Annotated in this window: 20 protein-coding genes and 4 pseudogenes; 13 read left to right on the top strand and 11 right to left on the bottom strand. The window is 69.9% G+C overall.

Annotated features, from left to right (window positions below; translation table 11 throughout):
• The first annotated feature begins 245 nt into the window (after positions 1-245).
• Entirely contained in the window at positions 246-650 is a 405-nt protein-coding gene (locus OG455_RS36860; RefSeq protein WP_266301121.1) for a hypothetical protein, read from the top strand.
• 365 nt (positions 651-1,015) lie between these two features.
• Here the strand turns inward: OG455_RS36860 and OG455_RS36855 are convergent, their stop codons facing one another.
• Positions 1,016-1,768 (bottom strand): hypothetical protein, encoded by a 753-nt coding sequence (locus OG455_RS36855; RefSeq protein ID WP_266301120.1) that lies wholly within the window; start codon positions 1,766-1,768, stop codon positions 1,016-1,018.
• 1,181 nt (positions 1,769-2,949) lie between these two features.
• Between OG455_RS36855 and OG455_RS36850 the strand changes: the two genes are divergently transcribed.
• The 7 genes and pseudogenes from OG455_RS36850 (at position 2,950) to OG455_RS36820 (ending at position 7,307) form a co-directional block, all read left to right on the top strand.
• Positions 2,950-3,408 (top strand): GntR family transcriptional regulator, encoded by a 459-nt coding sequence (locus OG455_RS36850; protein WP_266301119.1) that lies wholly within the window; start codon positions 2,950-2,952, stop codon positions 3,406-3,408.
• Positions 3,362-3,982, top strand: a pseudogene (locus tag OG455_RS36845) (DUF1648 domain-containing protein); the annotation flags it as partial. The gene OG455_RS36850 and the pseudogene OG455_RS36845, both read left to right, overlap by 47 nt.
• Before the next feature lie 350 nt (positions 3,983-4,332).
• Positions 4,333-4,566, top strand: coding sequence for a DUF5808 domain-containing protein (locus OG455_RS36840; protein ID WP_323185661.1), 234 nt, complete (start codon positions 4,333-4,335; stop codon positions 4,564-4,566).
• A gap of 42 nt (positions 4,567-4,608) precedes the next feature.
• On the top strand, positions 4,609-5,685 hold the full coding sequence (locus OG455_RS36835) for an alpha/beta hydrolase (RefSeq protein WP_266301117.1): 1,077 nt from the start codon (positions 4,609-4,611) through the stop codon (positions 5,683-5,685).
• Between the two features lie 213 nt (positions 5,686-5,898).
• Positions 5,899-6,363: a hypothetical protein gene (locus OG455_RS36830; protein ID WP_266301116.1), complete on the top strand. Its 465-nt coding sequence runs from the start codon at positions 5,899-5,901 to the stop codon at positions 6,361-6,363.
• 122 nt (positions 6,364-6,485) lie between these two features.
• Complete coding sequence (locus OG455_RS36825; protein WP_266301115.1) at positions 6,486-6,809, top strand: hypothetical protein; 324 nt, start codon at positions 6,486-6,488, stop codon at positions 6,807-6,809.
• A 12-nt stretch (positions 6,810-6,821) separates the two neighbouring features.
• A complete protein-coding gene (locus tag OG455_RS36820) occupies positions 6,822-7,307 on the top strand; it encodes an integrase core domain-containing protein (protein WP_266301114.1) in 486 nt (161 codons plus the stop codon).
• A gap of 496 nt (positions 7,308-7,803) precedes the next feature.
• Here OG455_RS36820 and OG455_RS36815 read toward each other — a convergent pair whose 3' ends face one another.
• Positions 7,804-8,151 (bottom strand): ML domain-containing protein, encoded by a 348-nt coding sequence (locus tag OG455_RS36815; protein WP_266301113.1) that lies wholly within the window; start codon positions 8,149-8,151, stop codon positions 7,804-7,806.
• Positions 8,152-8,744: 593 nt separating this feature from the next.
• Here OG455_RS36815 and OG455_RS36810 point away from each other — a divergent pair.
• Positions 8,745-8,921, top strand: a pseudogene (locus OG455_RS36810) (transposase); the annotation flags it as partial.
• 474 nt (positions 8,922-9,395) lie between these two features.
• Here the strand turns inward: OG455_RS36810 and OG455_RS36805 are convergent.
• Positions 9,396-11,711: a hypothetical protein gene (locus OG455_RS36805; protein ID WP_266301854.1), complete on the bottom strand. Its 2,316-nt coding sequence runs from the start codon at positions 11,709-11,711 to the stop codon at positions 9,396-9,398.
• Between the two features lie 343 nt (positions 11,712-12,054).
• Positions 12,055-12,246: pseudogene (locus OG455_RS36800) on the bottom strand (hypothetical protein); the annotation flags it as partial.
• 197 nt (positions 12,247-12,443) lie between these two features.
• Between OG455_RS36800 and nudC the strand changes: the two are divergent.
• Positions 12,444-13,343 carry an NAD(+) diphosphatase gene (gene nudC, locus OG455_RS36795; RefSeq protein ID WP_266301112.1) on the top strand — a complete coding sequence of 300 codons (900 nt, stop codon included), beginning with the start codon at positions 12,444-12,446 and terminating at the stop codon, positions 13,341-13,343.
• Positions 13,344-13,924: 581 nt separating this feature from the next.
• Positions 13,925-14,743, top strand: coding sequence for an IS5 family transposase (locus tag OG455_RS36790; RefSeq protein WP_266301111.1), 819 nt, complete (start codon positions 13,925-13,927; stop codon positions 14,741-14,743).
• Here the strand turns inward: OG455_RS36790 and OG455_RS36785 are convergent.
• The 5 genes from OG455_RS36785 to OG455_RS36765 form a co-directional block, all read right to left on the bottom strand.
• Complete coding sequence (locus OG455_RS36785; RefSeq protein ID WP_266301110.1) at positions 14,700-15,242, bottom strand: hypothetical protein; 543 nt, start codon at positions 15,240-15,242, stop codon at positions 14,700-14,702. The two genes, OG455_RS36790 and OG455_RS36785, sit on opposite strands and share 44 nt — an antisense overlap.
• 59 nt (positions 15,243-15,301) lie before the next feature.
• Positions 15,302-16,411: a hypothetical protein gene (locus OG455_RS36780; RefSeq protein ID WP_266301109.1), complete on the bottom strand. Its 1,110-nt coding sequence runs from the start codon at positions 16,409-16,411 to the stop codon at positions 15,302-15,304.
• Entirely contained in the window at positions 16,408-18,789 is a 2,382-nt protein-coding gene (locus OG455_RS36775; RefSeq protein WP_266301108.1) for a Mu transposase C-terminal domain-containing protein, read from the bottom strand. Before OG455_RS36775 ends, OG455_RS36780 begins: the two co-directional genes overlap by 4 nt.
• 65 nt (positions 18,790-18,854) lie before the next feature.
• Entirely contained in the window at positions 18,855-19,568 is a 714-nt protein-coding gene (locus OG455_RS36770; protein WP_266301107.1) for a TnsA-like heteromeric transposase endonuclease subunit, read from the bottom strand.
• Positions 19,569-19,684: 116 nt separating this feature from the next.
• A complete protein-coding gene (locus OG455_RS36765; RefSeq protein WP_266288794.1) occupies positions 19,685-20,689 on the bottom strand; it encodes a TniQ family protein in 1,005 nt (334 codons plus the stop codon).
• Positions 20,690-21,168: 479 nt separating this feature from the next.
• Here OG455_RS36765 and OG455_RS42290 point away from each other — a divergent pair.
• Both OG455_RS42290 and OG455_RS36760 read left to right on the top strand, forming a co-directional pair.
• Positions 21,169-21,789, top strand: a pseudogene (locus OG455_RS42290) (DEAD/DEAH box helicase family protein); the annotation flags it as partial.
• Positions 21,790-22,015: 226 nt separating this feature from the next.
• Positions 22,016-22,765, top strand: a complete 750-nt coding sequence (locus tag OG455_RS36760) for an SAVED domain-containing protein (RefSeq protein ID WP_266288792.1) — start codon at positions 22,016-22,018, stop codon at positions 22,763-22,765.
• 103 nt (positions 22,766-22,868) lie between these two features.
• On the opposite strand, the gene OG455_RS36755 is transcribed toward OG455_RS36760, so the two are convergent.
• Positions 22,869-23,312 carry a hypothetical protein gene (locus tag OG455_RS36755; protein WP_266288790.1) on the bottom strand — a complete coding sequence of 148 codons (444 nt, stop codon included), beginning with the start codon at positions 23,310-23,312 and terminating at the stop codon, positions 22,869-22,871.
• A 26-nt stretch (positions 23,313-23,338) separates the two neighbouring features.
• Positions 23,339-23,680, bottom strand: coding sequence for a hypothetical protein (locus OG455_RS36750; protein WP_266288788.1), 342 nt, complete (start codon positions 23,678-23,680; stop codon positions 23,339-23,341).
• Between the last annotated feature and the right edge of the window lie 133 nt (positions 23,681-23,813).

Below are 23,813 nucleotides of genomic sequence, written 5' to 3'. Positions count from 1 at the left end.
CATGTAGCTGTGCCCCTGACAAGCCGATTCTAGAAGCAGGTGTACGGGTTCGTACGGGATACGCGACTTCACCGGGCCCCTCGCCGCAGGCTTCTCTCACGGCCTCGCGCAAGGCCAGCCCCAAGCAGTAGAGCAAGAGGCTGACACGATGCCCCCAAGGGGGCCTGCGCTGAGCCCGCGAATCAGTCGGAGCCCATGCCCGGATGCCCGGGGTTTGCGCCGGCCACCACAGAATGGAGAGAGCGATGCGCAGGAAGGCACTCAAGCTCTGCCTAGCAAGTGCAGTGACCGCGGCTGTTGCGTTCGGCATGGCCGGAACCGCCGACGCGGCAACGGGAAGCGCCACCGGCGATCACTTCGAAGTGATCGGGAACAACAACCCGGAGAACGCGGGCGGGCGGTATGCCTACATCTGCAACTACCAGTCGGGGCCGAACGACTTCTACTTCTGGGTGTGGGACAACCAATGGGGTAGCTACGCGGCCCTCATCGACGGCTCTGGCACTGAGACGTGGGGGAAGGTTCATGTCTGGGTCGCAGCCGGAACGTGCACTGGCTTCGCGGTCGGCGCTGGGAATGGCCACTCGATCGAGGTCTTCGGCCAGTCCAGCGGCTACACGAACGCGACGCAGTCGATTGCATGGGGCTAGTCTCCGGACTGGTCTCGATCTTGTATGACGGCTCGCCAGCTTGGCTGGCGGGCCGTTTCTGCTTGTGCGGGCTGGATTCTCCCGCCTGTTGACATGGCGAGGCAAGGGGCGCTGACGTGCCGGGCGGCAGAGCCCCTTGCCTCGCTGCCCGCCGCCCCTGACGCTGTCCGTCGCGGTCCCCGGCGCTGTCCGCTGCTTCGGGCGCTGTTGGTCGTGTCGGGGTTCGATCGGTGGGGAGGTGCGTCCCTTGGCGGGCTGTGGTGGGGTGCCCGCCCCGCGCTGCGCCTGGCTGCTGTTAGGTCGTGGGCACGGCCGCGGCTCGGTTCGCGGTCTCGTGCCTCCCCGAGCCCTGGTGGGGACGCGGGTTAGCGGTTGGCGAGGTGGTGGGAGGTGAGTTGGACTTCCTTGAGTTGGGTGGTGGTCAGGCGTCGGGTTTCCCAGATGACGGCTGCCACATCGGTGGCCCGTGGGTGGAGTGGTGGCAGGTCGTTCGGTAGGTGGATGGCGCCGAGTGCCGCGAGGTCGGGGGCGGGGATGCCGAGCAGGCCCGCGAAGCCGGCCACCAGTTCGGGGGTGGGTTCGATGGTGCCGCGGCCCACTGCGCCGATGGTGGAGGCCGACAGGTAGATCCGCCCGCCGGAGACCGCGTGCAGGGCCTGCGCTGTGCATGGCCAGGTGAGGTTCCGGTTGTGTGTGAGCTCCAGGAGCACCGCGCCGAAGCCCGGCTCGTAGCGGTGGTACGGCCGGTCGACCCCGCCCCGCCCCTCCCGCGCTACCAGGGGCTGTGCCCGGATCGCGTCCAGCAGCGGGCGCCTGTTCTCGGCGGGCATGACCATCGTGTCGTAGACGACGGGGCTGACCGACCAGTTCGGGTTGCGGGTGACCGGTGTCAGGTCGTCGGGCACCGGCTGCCCGGCCAGGACGAACAGGTCCGCGGCGTGCAGCCCGAGTACCGGCCCGAGGCCCCTGAGCAGTTGTCCGGCCGGCGGCTGCCCGTCGAGTACGGCCCGCAGCTCTGCCGGGGTGGTGCCGGCCGCTGCTGCGAGCGTGGTGCAGTGGAGCGCCCGGTGGCCCGTCAGGTGCGTCAGCAGTGCGCCGAACTGCAGTACTCCTGTCATACCGTCAGCCTATCGACCTGCCTAGGGGCTGCTGGTGCTGTCGCCGGGGGCGGTGCTGGTGCTCGGTGACTGGCGGGACGCGCGGGCGGCGGACACGGCGCGCGCCCAGTCGAGTGCCGGTCTAGTGGCCGGGGTGTAGTGCGGGCTGCTGGTGGGGGAGTGCCGGTGGGGGCTTCTAGGGTGGTGTGTGGGTGGGGCGGGTACCGGAGTGTCCAGCACTGGAGGCTGAACGGCAGACCTCCCGGTCTGTGCGGGGGTGGTTACGGCCCAACCGGCGTCCGGGGAGCAAGGGCCCGCGGACGGCTCGTCAGCACCTGCCCCACCCGCCGAGCCGGTGCCGCAGACCCGGCTCCTGGACCGACTGCCGGGCCGTCAGGCCCCGGCCCGGGCCATCCATAGGTCGGCCGCAGGCCGTACCTCCCATTCGCGGCCGCCAGGCCGCCCTGTGGAGTCGACGTTCTGCGCCTCGAATGGTGGCCCTGATGGCCAGTCGGCCGCTCGCGGTCCGGTCCGACGGCCTCGTGCTCGCTGCCCACCGCTGCGCTCCTGGCCGCCGTCCGGCCGGCCTCGGGGCCCGGTTGGTGCCGGCCCGGCCGCACTGGCGGCAGGTGCGGTCGGCGGCGAAGTCGACGCAGGGGCCACGGACCCCGGTGCCGTCGCCGTCCAGCGCGATCAGCGGCTGGACCGTGCCGCAGCGGGGGCACTCGACCGGTGACCGGAGCACGGCGGTGCAGCAGACCATACAGGCCGGTCCGATGGGCCATCGGGTGTTGAGCCGCTTGGTCTGGCCGCAACGGGCGCATGCTTTCCCCGGTGCGGGTGTGCCCGTCCTGGATGGGGTCGCTCGTGAGGCTGCAGAAGCGGTCGTCCAACTCGTTCCGCGTCAACGGCACCACCGCGCCAGCTAGGCCACCGCTGGTGTCTCTGGACGACCGTCCGGGCACCGGAGCAGTAGCCTCACGCCCTGCCCGCCGTATGCGCGCAGGGCCAGACAGCGCAGTACCGCCTCGGCGCCTGCCGAATCGAAGCCCTCGGCCCTGAGGCGGCGCATCACGGACATCTCCCGCGGGTGAGACTGCCTTGAGCCCAGACGCTCGGAAACCGGGGACCGGGTACTTCTTGTGAGAACCTGATGGTCTGTTCTATAAGTAATAGAGCAGATAGACCCCAGGGGGCCACGCGTGATCCTGAGCATCGACCCGAGCAGCGCCGTCGCGATCTACCAGCAGGTCCGGGACCAGGTTGTGGCGGCCATCGCGGTGGGCGAGTTGGTGGAGGGGAGCGCCCTGCCGTCGACCCGGCAACTGGCCGGAGACCTCGGCATCAACTTCCACACCGTCAACAAGGCCTACGACCTGTTGCGCCAGGAGGGACTACTGCGCCTGAACCGCAAGAGCGGCGCCGTGGTGCGGCGGGACCCGCTCTCCGGACCGCCGCCTCCCGGCTTCGCGGACGAGTGGTCGTCCCAGCTGCGGATGCTGCTCGCCGAAGCGGCCGCGCAGGGGATGGACGCGGCGGCCGTGCCGGCGATGTGCGGACGGGTCGTCGGCTCCTTCGGAGCCCGACTCGGCGGGCGGGCCGGCGAGTTGCGCGATGGAGAGCTCGACGTGGAACAGAGAGGCCGAGGAGAGCCGGCATGATGTCCGGACAGCTGTGGTGAATCTGGTCATACCCTTCGTCGTCCTGCTGACGGTGTGGCTGATGCCCGCCCTCGCCGGGCCGACCCTGCCCCTCGGGGTGCCGACCCTGCCCTTCGGGGTGCGGACCCCGCCCGCCCACGCCGACGCACCCGTGGTCGCCGAGCAGCGGCGTGCGTACCGCTGGTGGGTGGGCGGCGTCGGCGGGGCGGTGCTCGCGGCCGAGCTCGTGTGCTGCCTCGCGTTCCCCAGCACACCGCTGTTCGCAGCGGCGTCGACGGCGATCGCGGTGGTGTCCGTGGTCGGGTACCTGCGCGCCCGTCGTGCGATCCTGGCGGCCGGGCACCGCGGGGACCGGTACGGCGGCCTGCGTCAGGTGGTCGCCGTGGACACCTCGCTGCGGACCGACCGGGTGCGCTACCCCTGGCGGTGGGCCGTGCCCGCGCTGCTCGTCCCGGTGTTCTCCGCAGCACTCGCGGTGGTGGAGTACCCGTCGATGCCGGACCGGCTGCCGATGCACTACGCCGCCCGCGGGCAGGCCGACCGGCTGGCGGACAAGTCGATCGGCACCGCCTTCACACCGGTGTTCAGCCAACTCGCGCTCACCGGGCTGCTCCTGCTGGTGACCTGGCTGGTCCTCCGTTCCCGCCCGCAGCTCGATCCGACGCGGCCGGCGGCCGGCGCCGCGCGGCACCGGCGATTCGTCGCCCGGACCACGGGCTCGGTGATGCTGCTGGGCGCCTGCGTCAACCTGGGCATCCTGGCCGCGGCCTGGCAGACCTGGCAGACCTGGCAGACCTGGCAGACCTGGCACGGTCACCTTTCGTTCTCCCCCCGGCCCCGTGCTGCTGCCGGTCGCGGCCGGCCTGCTCGTGGTCGTCGCGGTCGAGCTGCGCACCGGGCGGGGCGGGCACCGCCTGGCGGTGAGTGGTGCCGGACGGCGCGCCGGAAGAGCCGGTGGACCCGCGGGTGGTGGCCCCTGACGATGACCGCTACTGGCGCGCCGGCGGGCTGTTCTACGTCAACCGGCAGGACCCGTCCCTCCTCGTCGCCAAGCGGTTCGGCATCGGCTGGACCGTCAACTTCGGCAATCCGCGGTGCCTGCTGCTGCTCGTCGGGCCAGCCGTCATCCTCACCGTCCTGCAACTGATCGTCCGCTGAGCTCCCCGAGCTCACATTCACCCCACCTCACAGGAGAAGCAGATGCGCTGGAGCGCCTTGACGACCGCCGCCGCACTGGCCGCAGTCACCGTGACGGGACTGGGCACGACCGCGGCGAACGCGGCCACGCCGACCGCACTCGTCCCCGCCGCGGACCGTGCGGTGCAGTTCACGATGGACGGCACCACCGCCTACGGCACCCTGCACGTCCCCGCCCACCGGGCCGGACACCACCTTGCCGCTGCCCTGCTCCTGCCCGGCAGCGGCCCGACCGACCGCAACGGCGACGAGCCGCCCCAGCTCACCCCGGGCACCCTGGCGGCGATCGCCGACACCCTCGGCGACGACGGCGTGATGACGCTGCGCTTCGACAAGTACTTCACCGGCCGCACCGGCGCCGGCGCCTTCCAGGGCGACCCCGGCCGGATCGACCTGGAGGCCTTCACCCGCCAGGCCGCCGCGGCCTACGCCACTCTTCGCGACCAACCGGAGGCCGACCGGCACGCGATGCTGGTGGTCGGCCACAGCGAGGGCGGGCTGCAGGCCCTGCTCGTCGCCCGTACGGTCCGGCCCACGCCCGCCGGCCTGGCGCTGCTGGCCCCACAGGACGATCGCCTGCTGGACCTCCTGGCCGCTCAGCTCGACGCTCAGCTCGACCAGGCGGTCGCGGCCGGGCAGGTCACCGAGGAGACGGCCCGGGCGAACAAGGCGGGTGTCGCCGCCGCCGTCGCGGACTTCCGGGCCGGCCGCCCCGCCGGCACCAGTACCTTGCTGCCGCCGATCGCCGAGCTGCTGAACGCGCTCTTCGGCCCGAACAACGCCCGCTTCGTCCGCAGCGACGATGCCGTCTACCCGCCGGACCTCGCCCGGCAGGTCCGGCCCGGCACCCGGGTCACCGTCACCTGCGGCACCGCGGACACCAACGTGCCCTGCCCGACCGTGCCGCCGCTGCTCGGCGCCCTCGCCCGGGCGCACACGAGCGGCCCGGGCCTGCGCACCCTGGACGGTGTGGACCACTTCCTGCACCCGGCCGGCACGCCGGTCAACGAGCACGCGCTCGCCCCGGCCGCGGTGACGGCGCTGCACGAGTTCGCCCGCCCCTGGAAGCCGGCCGAATAGCGGGCCCGATCTCTGGAGGCCCGTGTCCATCGCCGAGCGTCCCGCCGAACAACTTCAGCGACTCCTCGCCGACCCCTCTGTTCCGGAGCGCGCCCGGGCACTCTGTTCCCTGCTCGCCCGCCGCGCCGGCGCGACCCTCTGTGTCAGCCTTGGGTGAGACGTCCCGCTTTGTCGGGTTAGCCTTAGAGGGCCCGGGTAGGAGTTCCACCCCTGATGACCAGCACCAATGCGTCCACTGCCGACCCGGCTCCCCGGCCGAAGCGCCGCACGTTCAGTCCCGAGTACAAGCTGCGGATCGTGGCCGAGTACGACGCCGCGCCCGAGGGTGAGAAGGGTGCGGTCCTGCGCCGCGAGCGCCTGTACCACTCGCACGTCACCGAATGGCGGGCCGCGCGCGACGCCGGGGCCCTGGAGAACCTGGTCGACCACCGCACGAGCCCGGCCCGCCCGAAGAAGTCCGCCGCCGAGGTCGAGAACGAGAGGCTGCGCCGCCAGGTGGAACGGCTGGAGAAGGAACTCGCCCGGAACAAGGCCGCGTTGGAGGTCCTGGGAAAAGCGTCGGCGCTCTTGGAAATGATCTCCGAGAGCGCGGACCGAGGCACACCGCCGACCCGGTCGTGGACGAGGCGTTCGCCGCCGTCGAACACGAGTTGGGCGTCACAGCCGCGTGCCGGCTGACCGGCCGCTCCCGGGCCACCCACTACCGCAGCCTGAAGCCGACGCCCGCACGCAAGCCCAGTTCCCCGCAGGTCCAGCCATCGGCCCTGACAGCCGAAGAGCGCACCACGGTAATGAAGTTGATGAACAGCCCCGAGTACGCCGAACTGCCGCCCGCGCAGATCTGGGCCCGCGAGCTGGACACCGGCCGCTACCACTGCTCGGTCTCCACGATGTACCGGATCCTGCGTGAGCGGGGGCAGTCCGGTGAGCGCCGCCGCCAGGCCACCCACCCGGCCAAGACGGTGCCCGAACTGGTCGCCGACGGCCCCTCCCAGGTCTTCACCTGGGACATCACCAAAGCGGCCGGCCCCAGCAAGGGCATCTGGTACCACGCCTACGTGATCATCGACATCTTCAGCCGCTACATCGTCGGCCACACCGTCGAGGCGGCCGAATCCGCGTAGCGGGCCGAGGAGTTGATCCGCGAGACCATCGCGCGCAACGGCATCGTCCCCGAGACCGTGCACGCCGACCGCGGCACCTCGATGACCTCCAAGAAGGTCTCCCAGCTGCTGATCGACCTCGGCGTCACCCGAAGTCACTCGCGCCCCAAGGTCTCCAACGACAACCCGTACAGCGAGGCCCAGTTCAAGACCACCAAGTACATGGCCGACTACCCCGAGCGGTTCCACTCCCTGGCCCACGCCCGGGAATGGTTCGACGCCTTCATCTCGTACTACAACCACGAGCACAGACACTCGGGCATCGGCTACCACACGCCCGCCAGCGTCCACTTCGGCACCGCCGACCAGGTCCGTGACCAGCGGGCCATCACCCTCGCCGAAGCCTACGCGCGGCACCCCGAACGCTTCGGCCGCCGCCCCGGACCACCCGAGATCCCGAAAACGGCGTGGATCAACAACCCCGCCAAGCGCCGCGAGCCCGCACCACAAACCTCATAGCGTCACGACCGTCTCACTGGACTTGAAATCTTCCGGCTGCGGCGTTGTGCCGGGACACGTTAGTTGTCACCTGGACAGGTTTGTTGTCACCGACAGGGAAGCGCGCGTGTCGCGCTTGAGCCGAGCCGCTGTAGTTGGAACCTGGCCACGAGGACTGGAACCACCGTCAGCTACGCGACGAGGTCGACCCCAGCCGGTTGCTTCCTGGCCAGGTCAGACCCGGGTGGGCGACGCGAGACCAGGGCCAACAAGCGTGGCAAATCGCCGCAGGTGCCAACAAGAATGTCCCGTCGGTTCCAACCGCGATGGCCCGCAGCCCGCAGAGGCGCAGGTCGCCGGGCCCCCGCAGTTCCAACTCCCGTGGCCCGGCACAGGTATCCTCCGGGCCCGCCCGGTCCGGTCGGGTCGGGTGATGCCAAACCGGGCGGCCTACTGGTTAGCGCATCTGCGGACAGCCGATGTCTCGCCGGTCTGGGCGGAGGCGGGGCAGCAGGGGTCAGACGCGGAAGGTGATGTTGACGCTGGCGATCTCGGTACTGTCTTGGTCGGCGAGCAACACGTTCCCCGCGTAGTTGCCGCTGGGCATGTCCTGGGTGAGGCTGATCGCCGTCTGCGGGGAGTACTGCCCGGCTGCGGCAGCGTCCAGAGGGGCCGATTGCTTTGCGACTGTGATGATCCCGTACTTCAGGGTGGTCGTGATCGTGCCGCCGGTGATGGGGGCGGCGAGCGTCCCGGTCAGTGTCACTGTGAAGTCTTGACCCTTGACCGGCGGGTCCGGGGTGTAGTTGACGCTGCTGACGGAGAAGCTGTCAGAGGAAGTACCGCTGTTGGTCCAGTTGGACATGTGACTCTCCGCTTCCGGCAGTTGAGGATCTTGCCTGGCACGAACACCGTACCGGCACATAAGCCGTATGGTCGGCCAAACCGGGAAGATCACCCTAAGGGGCTGGCGCGGCAGGACGGCAACGGACTGCGAGCCGTCGCCCGGACCCACCCTCGACGGCGCGGAGGATTGCAGGCACAGCACAGCACCTGCCCCGGATGCCAGGACCGGCGTTCGATCCCGTCGCCCGCCGACACCACGGCCGCTGTGCCGGTAGGTCCGACCCGGTCCGCGGAGGCGCTCACCGGGTCGGCAGTGGCCAGGACCTCAATCGAGCGGACGGCGCCGCGCCCGGCGCAGGCATTGACGCGGTTGATCACCGTAGTGAAGTGGGGACGGCAGTCTTCGGCGTGCCGACCCACCCGATGCGAGCACCACGTAATTGGCGGAGGTTCCCGTTTCCGTGGCCGGGTCACGGCAACGCGACCCGGCCACCCGACCACAGCCACCCTCGATCACCGATGCTCAATCCGCCAAGCACAGCGCTCACCCGCCAACTAGGAGCTGTCCGGTCGATCATGTGACTGGCTGCTCTTCGGGTCGTTGTTCTTGTCATGGGTGGGAATCAGCGTGGTTGGCTGTCGGATGCCGAGTGGGAACGGCTGCGGCCGTTCCTGCCGGTGAGCAATGGTCGGTGTGGGCGGTGGCGTGACCATCGTCAGGTGATCGACGGGATTTTGCACCGGGTGCGGACCGGGGTGCACTGGCGTGATCTGCCAGAGCGGTTCGGGTGTCCCGTCCAGTCTGAGTTGGCAGTTCGTGGGGCTCCGGAAGATTTCAAGTCCAGTGAGACGGTCGTGACGCTATGAGGTTTGTGGTGCGGGCTCGCGGCGCTTGGCGGGGTTGTTGATCCACGCCGTTTTCGGGTGCTCCGTCCCGGCTGCTTTGAAAGCTCTTGGCAATTGATCATGTGTTGACCATCGGACTTGCAGGATCTGGGACTTTAGATCTTGGCTGCCTGGCCTGCGGTTTTGCTGCCGTGATTGCCTCTTCAAGGCTTGCAGCCTGTGGCTTTGCAGAATCTGGGACTGCTGTTCAGTTCGGTTGGGAAAACCGAGAGATGGAGGATGGTATCGCCTCAACGCTGTTGATCTTGATGCGGCAGGACGATCACCTGGAGTCCTTCTCATGTCGGCTGCTGGTGTGCTTGTCCTCGGGCTGCCGTTGGTTCGGCCGACTCGGCCTGTGTGGTCATCAGGGCTGGTTCAGTCCATGGTGAACGGCTTGCCGTCGAGGGTCAGGATCTTCGGGTCGGTGCCCAGACCTGTCAGGAGGACTACTTGGGGGCTGCTGGCGCCGTGTGCTGCGTCGCCTTGGAGTTGCTTGTCGATGGCGTCGATGGTCGCCTGCTTCCAGGCGTTCTTGGGGGTGGCCAGGACCAGGTGCGTCGCGCCGAGTGTGCGGCATCCGTTCAGGAGCTTGTTGAGTTCGGTGAGGGTCGCTTTCGCGGAGTCGGCGAGGTAGTCGTTCTTCTTGGACTCGCCCAGGAAGAGTCCCTCGACGGTCGCCGCGGCGAAGTCGAACTCCACGACGGCTTTGCCGTTTTGGACCAGTTCGAACTCCTCGGTGACCAGGCAGGCGCTGGCCCATGCCTTGGAACGGAGGAACTGGGTGCCGAGCAGGTCGTAGTTGCCGTCGTTGGCGATCAACTCGGTGATCGCCGGGTGCAGTTCGTAGAACCAGGTGGGCTCGTTGCGGGCCGGCTTCCACCGCGGTTGCTCCAGCGTGTTGCTGCTGCCGCAGCGCCGGCAGGTGTATTGCTGTGCCACTTCGGCGATGGGGTAGAACTCGACCCGTGGGCAGTCGTGGCAGCCGAGTACGAGTCCGCGGCGCAGGAGCCCGCAGGCGCTCCACGCGTCGATCTGCGCCCGTAGCTCTGCCTGGGCCCAGTCGCCGGAGGCGGCGGCGATGGCTTCCCACGTCAGGAACACCCCGGACTTGAGCTCCCAGGCACTGTCTGCTGGAAGGGCTGAGCGGTTGTGGCCGGGCAGCCAGTGCGACAGCAGCGCCCACGGCGCTGGTGCGGCCAGGGCTTCGACGGCAGATCGTGACCCGAGCAGCCGCCTCGCGACGCGGGCGCGTTTCCCGGCGGGGCTGGGGCGTACCTCGTCGGGCTCGGCGGTGAGGCGCAGAATCCGCTCAAGCGAGGGCCACACGAGTCTGGGTCCGGCGAGGGAGCCAGCCAGCGACGCACCGGCCGGGACGAAGTCGACCCGGTTGGAGGCGTAGGTAATCCCGCCGTCCGCGGCTCGCACGAAAGTCTCCCGCTCGTCGCCGGCTGCGACCAAGCTGGGGCCGAGTAGGTCGGAAAGGGGCGGGACGGGGTGGCTGGTGGAGATCATCCCCACCTGCCAGCGGTGCCGGGCCGCGTCGAGTGGGGCGGGTACCTGGATGGGCATCCGCACGGCCGAGACCAGGGATCCGTCCGAGGTCTCCTCCATCGGGAGGGACAGCGGCATGTCCCAGGCGTTGAGTAGCGCGACCTGGTCGCGGCCGGTCGGCCGGAGCTCGCTGGGGGAGACGATCGTGACCGGCATGGTGTCCTCGCCGTGCATCCGGATGCCGCGGGTGTTCCAGCGGTCGGTCAGATGAGCGCGGATTTCCTCTTCCGACAGGGATGCGCTGACCACGGTGACCGGCTCTGGGCGCTGGGAGAGGGGCAGATGACGCCAGGCCAGCGCGCCCCCGGGCAGCCAGCGCGTGGCTCCGTAAACCTGGCGAGCGAGTTGGGCCAGCGCGAAGTCCTCGGGCCGCTCGCCGAGCACGACGAGATCGCTTGACCGGTCCGTGTCGTAGCCGCGGTGGATTCGGGCGCACAGCGCGGCGGCCGCATCGAAGGGGCTTGCTGTGTCGTCGGGGTTCCACGGGGTTCCGGCGACCTGCGCGAGCCAGTCCGTCTCGGACTCGGGAGCCTGCGCCTCGTCGCCGGCCGCCGCGAGGAGGACACCGAGCCGTGCTGCGGCGGACAGGGCTGCAGGCGTGCGGATCTGCCCGATCGACACGCCGCCGGTCGGCTGCGGGGTGACGTCCTTGAGGGCGGTGAAGCCGCTCTCGTCGGGATCGTCAGTGAGCTGGGACAACCAAGGCTGGGAACGGTCGAAGCTGTTGCCGCCGTGCGTCGCCCGCAGCCGCTCCGCGGCCGCCTGCAGGGCTGCTCCATCGGCGTGACCGTGCCAGGTCTCGCGTGCCAGCAACTCCTTGTTGAAGGACAAGCTCGGCTCATCCAGGTTGAGTCCCCTCAACTCCCGCTCCAGGATGCCTGGATGAATCAGGTCAGCCGTCGTCCACGTGGGCTGGTATTCCAGGATGTGGTCGGGCTGGTATCGGGCGAGGAAGGGCGCGAGGGCCGCATGGCTTGCGGCGCTGACGGGGACGACAGCGCTCGCGCAGCCTCCCCAGACCTTGCCGACTGCGCCCAGCGCGGCCGCTGACATCGCCACCCAGTCCTCGCTCTCGGGGGCGAGGACCAGCAGCCTGGGAGGGCGGACGAAGGACTGCAGCGACAGGTAGGAGAAGGCCACCCGCTGATCCTGCCAGGCGCGGGGAACTGGCGTGCCGAAGGCAGGCAGGTCCAGCCCGCCCAGCGCTTTGGAGGGCCGTGCTATGAGCCCGACTGTTCCGCGTCGTCCAGCCTCGCCTGGTCCTGCGAGCTGGTGTGCTGGTGGTTGTCCTGGTCGGTGGTTGCTGGTTCGGCCAGGGCGGGGAGGCAGTTGTATGTCGGGTCGTTGTAGCCGGTGAGTGGCTGTTGTCGTTCCGATCTTGAGGCGTGGCGGTCGAACCGGAGTCTCGATCGGGTGACCGTGGCGGCGTTGTCGGCGGCTGACTGCGATCCGTCAGATCCTCGCGGGCATCGGGGTCGGCAACGTCGTCGCCCGGGGCCAGGACCTCGCCGACGCGCGAGCGGGCGATGACCCACTCGTTCCACTCCCACTCGTTCCACTCCCGCTCGACCACGGCCAGTTCGGCCTGGATTCGGTCGGCCTCCTCCCGCAGTTCGTCCATGCGACGGCGAGTGGTCAGCTCACGCTGTTCCAGCAGCCCCACGACCGACGGCATCCCCGACCTCCAGCAGAGCGACGACTCAACAATGTCACCACTCCCCGAGACCACCGACCCTATGCCTGAACAGCGAAAACGCCGCCCTCAAGGCCGGAAAGACAACAGTCACTTAGGCAAGTTCTGGCTGCGGAGGGTGTCGGCGGACGTATCCGCTAGTGTCGAGGACAGGCGGACACTGTGATCCAGGAGGAGCGGTGTACTACAGCGGGTTGGGGCTCGACCGTGTCGTTGATCGGCGGGGAGACTCGGACTGGATCGAGGCACTGCTGACCAGGGCCAGTACCCAGGTCATTCCCCTGTGGCAGGACCAGTGCCTGGTGCGAAACGAAACGCCGTTGCGGCTGCCCTTGGCCCAGGCGAGGGACATCCTCGTCGCGGCCGGCGACCGGGTGCTGCTCGGCCTCGAAGGCGAGAGGGCGGTGTTCGCGGCTGATGTGTCCGGGCTCGAACGGGAGAGCGCCGTCGAGCTGGCCGGCGCGGACAGGATGCTGGACGTGCGGGCGATGGTTCCCACCATCACGCCGGACGAAGCGGGTCTGCTGGCGTACGCGCGGGGAATTCTGCACTGGAACCGCAATCAGCGGTTTTGTGGCGCCTGCGGGGGCCCGGCCCGGTCCTGCAATGGTGGCCACCTGCGGACCTGCCAGAACTGTGGGAAGCTGCTGTTCCCGCGGATCGAACCGGCCGTGATCGTGCTAGTCGAGCTTCCGGGCACGCCCCGGCGCTGCCTGCTCGGCCGCCATGCGGCATCCGGCCCGAACCGCTTCAGCACCCTGGCCGGGTTCGTCGAGATTGGCGAGAGCTTCGAGGACACGGTGCGCCGCGAGGTGCGGGAGGAAGCCGGCGTCACCGTAGGTGCGGTGACCTACCAGGGTTCCCAGGGGTGGCCGTTCCCGGCCGGGGTGATGATCGGGTTTCGCGCCGAGGCCGTTTCCGATGCGATCGATGTGGACAACGTGGAAGTGGTGGAGGCACGCTGGTTCACGGCCGCGGAACTGCGCGCGCGGCTGGCGGATGCTGCTCTCGGCGGCCCGTACCGGGTCGATTCGATTGGCAAGGCGCTCATCGACCAGTGGCTGGCCGACACAGACTAAACCGATGCGGTGCGAAGACAGATTTTACGCTGCTTCGCTCATCTTCTGCTTCAATTCGGCCACCGCCTGCGTCCGTCGGCTGGCCGACGGCCACCCGGCCGCATACCAAGCCCAGTCGGACCAGTCGCTTCGGCTCCTTGCTTCACTCGAACGGGTATTTGAGTGGTGATGAAAGGCTGGCTGGCGTGCCGCCTCGCGGGACTGGGCCGAGTATCGCGGCGTGAGACCCAGGTGACGAGCTCCCCGCACGACACGCCTGGGTCTTCCACAGCGCATCGGCTGCAAGGCGGGCGGACCGGAACCCTTGGCCCGCAACTGAACACGCCTCTGAGACACCTGAGTGGCTGTTGTCGTTCAATCTTGAGGCGTGGCGGTCGAAGCGGAGTCTCGATCGGGTGACCGTGGCGGCTGCCGTGCATGGAAGCAGGGCCTCTTGGTAGCTCAGTGGGTGTCTACGCCAACGAGCTGCCCAGGAGACCCTGTTGTCGCATTTCTACGGCATCTCCGAGGCGGGGTCCACTTCGGCCACCCTTGCGTGTGACTGCCTGGCCCACAGGTTCGGGAACGCCGGCGACCACGGCGTGCGCGAGCGCCGCTATCCGACGGACATGTCGAACGCCGAGTGGGCAGTGGTCCGGCCGTTGCTGCCGGTGCCGGGCTGGCTGCGGGGCCGGGGCGGGCAACCGGAGGCGTACTGCCACCGAGCGATACTGGACGCGATCCGCTACCTCGTCGACAACGGCACGAAGTGGCGGGCCATCCCGGTCGACTTCCCGCCGTGGGACCGGGTCTACGCGTTTTTCCGACGCTGGCGCGACCACGGCCTGGTCAAGGAGTTCCACGACCGGCTCCGCCGTCGGGTCCGCGAGCAGGCGGGCCGGGATCCGGAGCCGAGCGCCGGGGTGATCGACTCCCAGTCGGTCAAGGCGGACGCCGTCGTCGGCTCCGACAGTCGCGGTTTCGACGGCGGCAAGCTGATCAACGGCCGCAAACGACACGCGGTCGTCGACACGCTCGGCCTGCTGCTCGCGGTGATGGTCACCTCCGCCGATGTCGGCGACCGTGCGGCAGCCCTGGTCCTGCTCGCCCAAGTCGCCGCCGCGCATCACCGGCTGGCCCTGGTCTGGGCCGACGGCGGCTACACCGGCAGCCTTGTCGAGTACTGCCTCGCCGCCCTCGCGCTGGTCCTGGCCATCGTCAAGCGCAGTGACGACATGCGGGGCTTCGTCGTGCTGCCCAAGCGCTGGATTGTGGAGCGGTTTTTCGCCCACCTGATGCGAAGCCGCCGCCTCGTGCGCGACTTCGAACGGTCCGCCAGCAGCGCGGAGGCGATGGTCTACTGGTCGATGACGACGCTCATGACCCGCCGGCTTGCCCGGCCACGTCCTTCGCGAGCGTGAACCGGCCCGGCGACGACTCGACCAGCCAACCCCTCGCCACCAGCCGCTTTGCCTTCGAGCGCAGTGCCTCGATCTTCGCCGGCACCGGGTCCAGGCCGAAGCAGGCGGCCATCTCCTGGCACGCCAGCGGCCCTTGACCCAATCGGTTCCGGTCCGCGAGAGCCTGCAGGATCCGCTGGTAGTCCACCGACAGTGCCGACCAGGCCAGCCCCGCACGCCACATCGGAACCATCGATTTCGGCTTCGCCGACCCCGAAGACCCGGGCGTTGTCGGCGGCTGACTGCGATCCGTCAGATCCTCGCGGGCATCGGGGTCGGCAACGTCGTCGCCCGGGGCCAGGACCTCGCCGACGCGCGAGCGGGCGATGACCCACTCGTTCCACTCCCGCTCGACCACGGCCAGTTCGGCCTGGATTCGGTCGGCCTCCTCCCGCAGTTCGTCCATGCGACGGCGAGCGGTCAGCTCACGCTGTTCCAGCAGCCCCACGACCGACGGCATCCCCGACCTCCAGCAGAGCGACGACTCAACAATGTCACCACTCCCCGAGACCACCGACCCTATGCCTGAACAGCGAAAACGCCGCCCTCAAGGCCGGAAAGACAACAGTCACTGAGGATGGTCTCCAGGAGTTTGCGGTCGATGGCTTCGGTCTGCTGGAGGATGCTGGTCTGCGCGGCTTGGCACAGCAGTTGGTTCAGGGCGTGCATGGAGCCGTCGGTGCGCGCATGCAGGTAGGCGGCCAACTGCACCAGGGTGCCGGGCTGGTGTTTGTACAGGCGCAGGTTCTTTTCGGCGTCGTCGAGCACGTTGCACCACTGGTCGGGTTCGGCGGCGGTGTAGGGGACGGGCCTGACCCACAGCGTCGGGATACCCAGCGGTGCCGGCTTGTCGACGCCGGCTGCGGGGGCCTTGCTGCGGTGGTCGCCGAGGGCGTGGTGCAGGATCTCCTGCGCGCCGATGCCGCAGAACAGGAAAGTGATCCTCGGCAGGGCGTCCTGGAGTCGGAACAGGTAGTCGAACGCGGTCTGCCGCTCGTTGTCCTTGATGTACTCGATGCCGTCGACGATGACCAGGCGCGTGCCGGCACGTTCCATGACGCGGGTGATGGGCCCGGTCATGTCGACAGAGCGGTGGTTCATCGTCTCGGGCGAGCGGTAGTGCTCCAGACCGAAGTACTCCGCGAACGGCAGGGACCAGTGCAGGGCGTCGCCGCGGTCGTGCGGCACGTGGACGTACACCACCGGGTGCCGGTCCGCGTCCGCGGGGAAGTGGTGGTCGACCAAGCCCTGGAAGGCGAACCCGATCCTGGCGGCGAGCAGCGACTTGCCGGCAAGGCGCGGGCGGTCGACGGCGAAGTTCGGGCTGCGGCCGGGGGAGTCGTACAGGTTCTTCACCAGCAGGGTCCGGGCGAGGTGCACTCCTCGGGCGAAGTCGTCGGTCTCCAAAGGCAGCAGAGCGCCGTGGTAGGCCAGGCGCGGGTCGGTCAGCCGCACCTTCGTGCCCAGGGGCGCGCTGTCTTGAAGGCTCGGCGGGGTGACGGTGCGTCGAGCCCGGGCGAGGAAGCCCTCCTTGGTCGCCAGCGGCCCGGGATCGGCCAGGTGCAAGGAGTGCGTGGCGGCGTTGGCTGCGGCCTCCGGGCGGGCGTGGGAGCGGACGCGGTTGTTCATGTGATCTCCTCGTCGCTGGACGGGTCCGGGCTTTCGCTGTCATCGGGGGGCGGGGCGAGGTTGCGCAGGAACAGGTCACTGGCGCGACCGGAGAACATGCGCGAACGCCACCGCCGCGGATCGGGTACCTTCGCCGGCCCCGGCAGGGCCGCGTCGGTGTCCGCGCCCGGGGGCGGAGTGCCAGCACTGTTCGCGCCCGGCGGTGCGGGCGAAGCGGGCGGGGACGGTTCGGGGTCGGCCAGGGCAGCGCTGGCGAACAGCAAGTGGGCCGGGACGTTCAGCGACCTGGCAGGGCGCACCCGGGCCGGGTCGGGCGCGGGGATGCCCGCGTACCGGTCAGCGGCAGGTGCGCGCACGGCGAGGCCGGGGCCGGTGTACGGGGCCGCGGGGCGGCGCCAGCGTGTACGCCCGCGGCCGCGTCGCGTCGGCGTGGCCGGCTCGTCGGCGGGGCCCTGCCGGGCGCGCCGGCGCAGCTCGGACACCTCCAGTGCGATGTCGCGCTCCCACTGCCGGTCCTCCTCGCTGCCGCCGGCCTCGAGTCGCAGGCGTTCGGCGGTCTCCCACAAGAACAGCGACCAGTCGTCCCCGATGAGGTCCTGGTGGACGAACTCCGCTTCCACCCACGGGTCTTCGCCGCGCTGCTCCTTGCGCTGGTCGAACAGCCACACGTAGCGCGGGCTGTAGGGGTCGTAGCGGATGGGCCACTTCATGCCCTTCCCACGTACCCCGGACGGCTCCTTGTTGTACTCCTGCAGGGCCCGGCTGTCGTAGGTGCGGTTGCCGATCCGCACACCTTTGTCGGTGACCTGCCGCCACTGGCACAGCAGCAGCTTGCGGTTCTCCGACTCCGACAGCGGCAGCGGCACGTAGCCCTCGCAGGCCACCAGCGCCGCGTACATCTGGTTCGGGGTCAGCACGACCCCGGGCAGGTGCGGGTCGCGCAGGCCCTCGTGGCGGTGCTGCTGCCAGCCCAGCGCGATCCACTCGTTCAGAAGGTCCTGCAGCTCGTTGATGCGCCACATGACGCGATCGGTCACGAACTTCCCGCGCCGGGACAGGTCACGCGCGGTGTACCCGGCGACGTACTGGCAGAACAGCTTCTTGATCGCGCTGAACGTCGACTCGATGACGGCCTTGTCGTCGGCGGTGCGGTCGCGCGCCGAGCGCACCGAGATCTTCAGCGAGGTGCACACGTCGGTGAAGTGCTCGCTCTGGTAGATGCTGCCCTGGTCGACGACCACCATCTTCGGGCGGATCACCGGACGCGCGGCGGCGCCGGCCATCCGCGGGTCGCACGCCACCAGGTCCGCGTACGGCAGGTGGCGGGCCCTGTCGGCCGCTGCGGACGGTGACCAGCCGGGCCGCCCGGGCATCGGCGCGAGCGCTTGGGCGAGCATCAGCGTCGCGTCGAAAGAGGTGGTCGCCCGCCCGCCGAGGCGTTTGCCCTTGTAGCTGCGGCCTGGAGCACGGGGCACGATCATCGCGGCGATGATGCTGCGCGAGGCCACGTCGATCGCTGCGGTCAGCTCGACTTGGACCGGGTAGCCGTGGTCGCCGACAGCCAGGATGTCCAGCCCGGTGGAGTCGATCTGCACCGCCTCGCCCAGCATCGTCGCCCGGGTCGGTGAGCAGGGCGGCTCGGGCGAGCTGGCCCGCTCCTCGCGGCGGCGCACCGGCCCGCGCAGCGTCTCCACGCGCACGCCCAGGTTCTTCAGCAGCCGGTAGAACCCGGTCCGCGACAGCTTCAGGCCCTCTTTCGGGAACTCGGCGCGCAGCCGGGCTTCGACCCGCTCCCGCAGCCGGTTGGCCCACCCCGAGGACTCCTCCGTCCCGGCGCGGAGTTCCTCCAGCAGCTGGACGATCCGCTCGTCGGTGTCGCCGTACAGGTCCCCGGCGACGACCTTCACGAGCCCGGCGACGCCCCGCTCCTCGTAGTCCTGGGCGCGGCGCCGCAGCGTTGCGACCGACACCTTCGCCCAGCCCAGGTCCTTGAGCTCGCGGGACTTGGCGTCCAGCCGGCTCCACCGCGATGTCTCTTCCGGGTCGTACTGCGGGCGCGGCTGGGTACCCGAGGGCGCGCCAGGCGGCAGTCCGTGAACAACCTCGTGCAGGTGCCGCTCCCAGGTGCGCATTCGCTCGCGCTCCAGGGGGTCGAGCACGTCCACGATGCTCACGTCCGTGATCTGCGGGCCGGGCCGCTCCCGCCCCTGCGCCTCCACCAGCGCGAAGTCGGCGGCGCAGGTCACCGCGGATACCAGCGCGACGGCGTCCTCGCCGTTCACGTCCAAGGCACGCAGGTGCACCCGGGGTCCTTGGAGGGCGGCGACCTCGTACAGGCCGCCCAGCCAGCGCACTGTCACTCCCAGCGTCAGGTCCACGCGACGTCGGTCCCACGTCGCGTGGACGGACGTCGCCCGTGCCTGCACGGTTGCCGTGCCGGGCGTCACGACGCTTCCTGCCGGTGGGCTGTGTCGGCGGTCCACGCCGCAGAGACAGGGATCAGGGGCCGTTCCTGGTCGAAGAGGAGGTCGCCGCGCCACAGTAGGTGCCAGGCGTGGGCGAGGGCGGTGTCGGGCAGGCCGGCTTCGGCTACTCCGTGGACTAGCGGGCGGGGCTGGCGGAAGGCGTCCAGCAGGGCCGGACGGGTCGCTGCGTCGAACAGTTCGGGGAACCGGAAGTTGGCCACCACCTTCAGCCACGCGAGCCGCACTCCGATGGGGACGTCCAGGTTCGTCAGTGTCCACCCGGCGGCCTGCGCCGCCATCTCCAGCGCCTGGCGTTCGCGCGCGCCGTCCGGCTCCGCGCGGCCCGGGTGCACGATCGCCAGCCGTCGCCCGTCGGCGGTGCGGGCGAAGAACGCCGGGCTGGCCGTCCCGTGGGCGCTGCCGTCCTCCCAGGCGATCTCGGTCGCGCAGGCCGAGAAGCAGGTGATGGCCGCGTCGAAGTCCAGCAGCATGGCCGCGTGCATCAGCCGCTCACTGCCGCACACCACCATGGCGCCGGTGGTCGCCGACCAGTACCGCGTCAAGATCGAGGTGCGGCCGTTGTAGGCGTGCGGTTCACGCAACGGCTCGCACCGTTCCAGCGGCACTGCCCGCACCTGGTCCGGGCCCCCCTCACGCACCCGCCCGTCCACGTCGCGGTAACGCACCCGCACCTGCACAAGATCACCTCTCCCGTGCCGCATCCCACTCGTCCCTGATCTGCTTTTGGCGGATGAAAGGGGCGCCTCGCCCGTCGAGGGCGGCCCCTGCTCCTCGCGGACTACGGCCGTCACAGGAAGGGCCGATCGAACGGGCTGGCCACCGGGCCGGAGGGCAGGCAGCTGAGCTGCTGCACCGAATCCAGCGGCGCGATTCGTGTGTGCGGTGCGACCAGCACAGCCCGCCTCAATCCGTCCCCGCGCTTTGACCCCGGGCCCGGCACCGGCTTGTGGCACTCCATCCACCGCCTCAGCACTTCCCGGTACCTGGGGCCCAACTCCTGTGAACTGCGGGTGAACCAGTCCTCGTAGGAGTCCGCCGTCAGTTCCCGGCCGAGCCGGCGACGCTCGGCCTGCGCCAGGACGCGGGCGATGCGCACGCTGTGCGGGTAGGACAACAAGGAGGCGGCCCGCGCCTCCCCGAGCCGGTCGGCCATCGACCGGAGTCTGTCCGGCGCGCTCGATTCGGTTCTGCTCATCGTGCGCGCGTCGGCGAACAGCGCGCGTGCGGTGCGGCCCAGGGGCCGCTCCATGGCCACCCGCTGGCGTTCCGCCGCCAGGATCCGCGGCCAGTCAGCCACGTCGATCCAAGGGGTCTGTGGATCACGGGAGTTGTCCGACCATCGTGCGTGCCGGGCGCACAGGTGCCAGGGGTCCGCCACCATCATCCAGGCCGGCTCGCCGATGCCGCGGCGGGCCGCGCACAACGCGCAGGCCCGCACGAGATAGCCGTCCCGCACCGCCCACGGGAACGACCAGGCGGGAGTGCCGTCACCGTCGTCGAGCAGGTACGCCGCGTCCAGGCTCGCGAGCGCCCGCCGCATCACCTCCAGCGGACGGCCGGCCAGGGCGGCCAGGCGCTCGGCGGCAGGACGGTTGAGGTAGAGCTCGGTCAGTTGCGGCGCGACGGCTCTCGTGCTGCCCTGCCCGACCTCGTCCAGCAACTGCTGGACCTCGAGCCCGTTTCGGCCGGCCAGGCGGGTCACGTAGGAGCCGGTCGACTCGCCCGCCATGAACCGGACGTGCAACGGCAGCTCACGCACCCGTACCCGATCCGAGCCCGTCACCGAATCCATGACCCTCCCTCACCTCTGCGGCCATGGCTACCACGCCGAGCGGCACGAGGAGCAGGAAGAGGGAAAAGAATCCGGCAGAGCGCACCAATTCTTGACAACGATCTGCCGGATATGAGAAAAGACGCTCTGCCGGTCGAATGGGAGAAGCGTTTCCTCGCGTCCGAAGGGCTGCCGCCGCAGAAGGCGGCTGAAGCGGTCGGCCACCGCACTGCGGGGTGCGGGACACGTCACCTTCGGCCGCCTGGCGGGGCGACTCCTGTCCTGCCTGCTGAAACCCGGCTGAGGGTGCTGGCTCGGTGACCTGGCGAGGCGCTCCTCGGCGCCTGCACCTCAGCCGATTCACGCGGAACAGCGGCATCAAGGCGAACCGAACAAACCAGAATGACATTCACGGTCCTGAAGGCGCCACCCCGGCAGTCAAATCGACGAGAATACCGACGCTTTGCTTGACAGGGGATACCGGAACGACGATCGAATAGGTGTCCCGGAGCGGGGCACGAGCCGTGCAGGCACGGCGACCGCCCCGCCGATCCAGTTGCCGGTCGCCGAGGACGCCTCACGTGCCCCACCAGCCCATCCGACTGCGCCCGCACCAACAACGCGCCGTCAGCGCCATCACCGCAGGCCTCCAACGCCACCCACGAGTGACCGTGGTCGCGGCCTGCGGCACCGGCAAGACCGTCATCGCCCGGGCCAGCGCCGACACCTACACCCCCCACGGCAACATCCTCGTGCTCGCCCCCAGCCAGGAACTGGTGGCGCAGACAGCACGCGAGTGGGACTGCGGCCGCCCGGACGAGAAGCACATCGCGGTCTGCGCCTTGCCCCCGTCCGGCCGAGGCGCCCTGTGCATCCCCTTCACCACCAGCCCGGCCGAACTCGCCCGCCGTGTCGCCGACCACAGCGGCCCGACCATCGTCTTCTCCACCTACCAGTCCCTGCCCGCGATCGTCGAGGCCCACCGCCGCCACGGCTTGCCGGAGTGGGCCCTCGCCGTCGCTGACGAGGCCCATCACACCACCGGCAGCCTCGACAAGAGCTGGGGTGACATCCACGATGATGCCCAGATCCCCGCGCAGCGCCGCCTCTACATGACGGCGACGCCACGCCGCTGGAGCCACCCGAAGTCCAGAAAACCCGGCGCGTACAAGCAACCACTGGCATCGATGGACAACCCCGCACTGTTTGGACCCGTCGTCTTCCGCCTCGAACTGGCCGAAGCCATCGCCCAGGGCATCCTCGCCGACTACCGCGTCGTCGTCCCCGTGATCAGCGCGGAGGACCTGCACGACATCCTCACCACGGCCGAGACCACCCCTCACCTGGATGGACTGCGCCTGGCAGCCATGCAAGTGGGACTGCTGCGCGCCGTACAGGACTACCCTACTTGCCCCGGACGCCGACCACGCCCTCGACTGGGTCGACCGATTCGACGGCGACTCCGACTACACCAAGCGCCGCCCCCTGCCTCCGAATACCTGGGAGCAGCTCCAGAGGGACATCGAGGCCACCCCGGGCCGCCTTCCCGCTGGCAGCACCGCCGTCTCGGTCACCGGCAGCATCCGCCTGGCCCCGGCCTTCCTCGTCGGTACCGCCTTCCGCATGGTGACCGGCGCCGACCTCGCCGTCATGCAGCGCGGGCAACTCTGGTCCACCAGCGACCCGTTCGACACCGCTCTGGCCCCCGGCGCCGAGGAGCACCCCGTCGACCAGGGCGACGAGCTCGCCGTCGCCGTCGCCGTCGCCGTCGCCACCGACCCGATCAAGGACGTCATGACGTACCTGCGCGAGCAGCACGTCCCCGTCTCCAAGCTCATCGTCCTCACCCCGCCCGGCGGGCCAGCGAAGGATGGCTCTGTCCCCGACAGCACGGCCGCCAACGCCCTGACTGTCGGAATCCGTGACCACCTCCGCGGCGTGACCCGCCCGGTCCGGCGCATGCACCTCTTCCTGGCCTGCCCGATGGGACTCTCCCTCTTCCTCGGCCACCGGTGGAACCGGCTGTGCCAGACCGTGGTGTACGAGGACATCAAAGTCGATGAGGGGTACGAGCCGGCCTTCACCATCGAGGCCTGACACACAACCAGCTCCGTGTAGGGGACGGGCTGGAGCCCGGACACCATCGCGGTGCCCGGGCTCCGCGGCCGCCGGGCACTGGCCAGGCGGCAAGCGCATGCCCCTACACGCGGTGGCCGGCGCGGGCGAGCTCGCCGCGCACGTCCTGGTCCACGGCTTGGCGGACCTTGGCGAGCACCTGCTTGGTCTGCTGGTACATCACCTTGACGGGGACCGCACCGTCGGAGCCCTTGACCTGGAGGCCGTTGAGGGCGGCGGCCAGGCGCAGCAGCCCGGAGGCGATGCGGGCCGCGCCTTCGGCGGTGTGGCCGATGTCCGAGTTGACGACGCGGCCGATCTCGGCGGCGGTCCGAGCCTGGCGCAGGTGCAGGACGGTGGCCCAGTCCTTTCCGCCGTTGACCCTCTTGTTGGCTGCGGCGTAGCCGCGCAGAACCGCCGGCACGGTGCTCGGGCCCTTGGTGGCGAGCTGCGCTTCGACGGCACCGAGGAGAGCGCCGAGGACCTCGTTGGACCGCCGCCTGGGGCTGACGGCCAGGACGGTCGACACGAGGTGGTTGGCGTCCTCCAGGACCGTCAGGTCAGGTCCAGTGCGGGGTTGGAGATCGGCGCGAGGTCCTCCTCCAGGAGATGGGCGGCCCAGTCCTTCGCGCGCTGCTTCCGCTGGTCGCTGTCGGCGCCGGTGACGACGGCGAGCTCGGGGTGCTCGTTCGCATCGACCAGCGAGATCTGCGGCGGCCAGTAGACGTTGGGCGCGTGCAGGATGACGGGGCCCAGATGGCCGACGCAGACGACCTGTTCCGAGTCGAGGTGCCGGTGGATCACGAACCGCGCCGGTTCGGGGCAGCGCTCACGGTCAGTGGGGCCGCTGCGCTGCGCCTGGCAGGGCCCGGCCCGGGAGTGTGGTGATTCGACCATGTCCGCAGGGTGACAGGCCGCCGCCCGACCGGCCGCGGCCGTTGTCGGTGGATCCTGCGGCTTGGTCCGCTCCACGCTGGACACCAGGGTCGTTGGGGCGGCGCGGATGGTCTCCCGAAGGGCCGGTGGCGAG

Source organism: Kitasatospora sp. NBC_01287 (genome assembly GCF_026340565.1).
Taxonomy (GTDB): domain Bacteria; phylum Actinomycetota; class Actinomycetes; order Streptomycetales; family Streptomycetaceae; genus Kitasatospora.
Note: the sequence above shows the minus strand (reverse complement) of the source record. Positions and strands in the feature narration are given on the sequence as shown.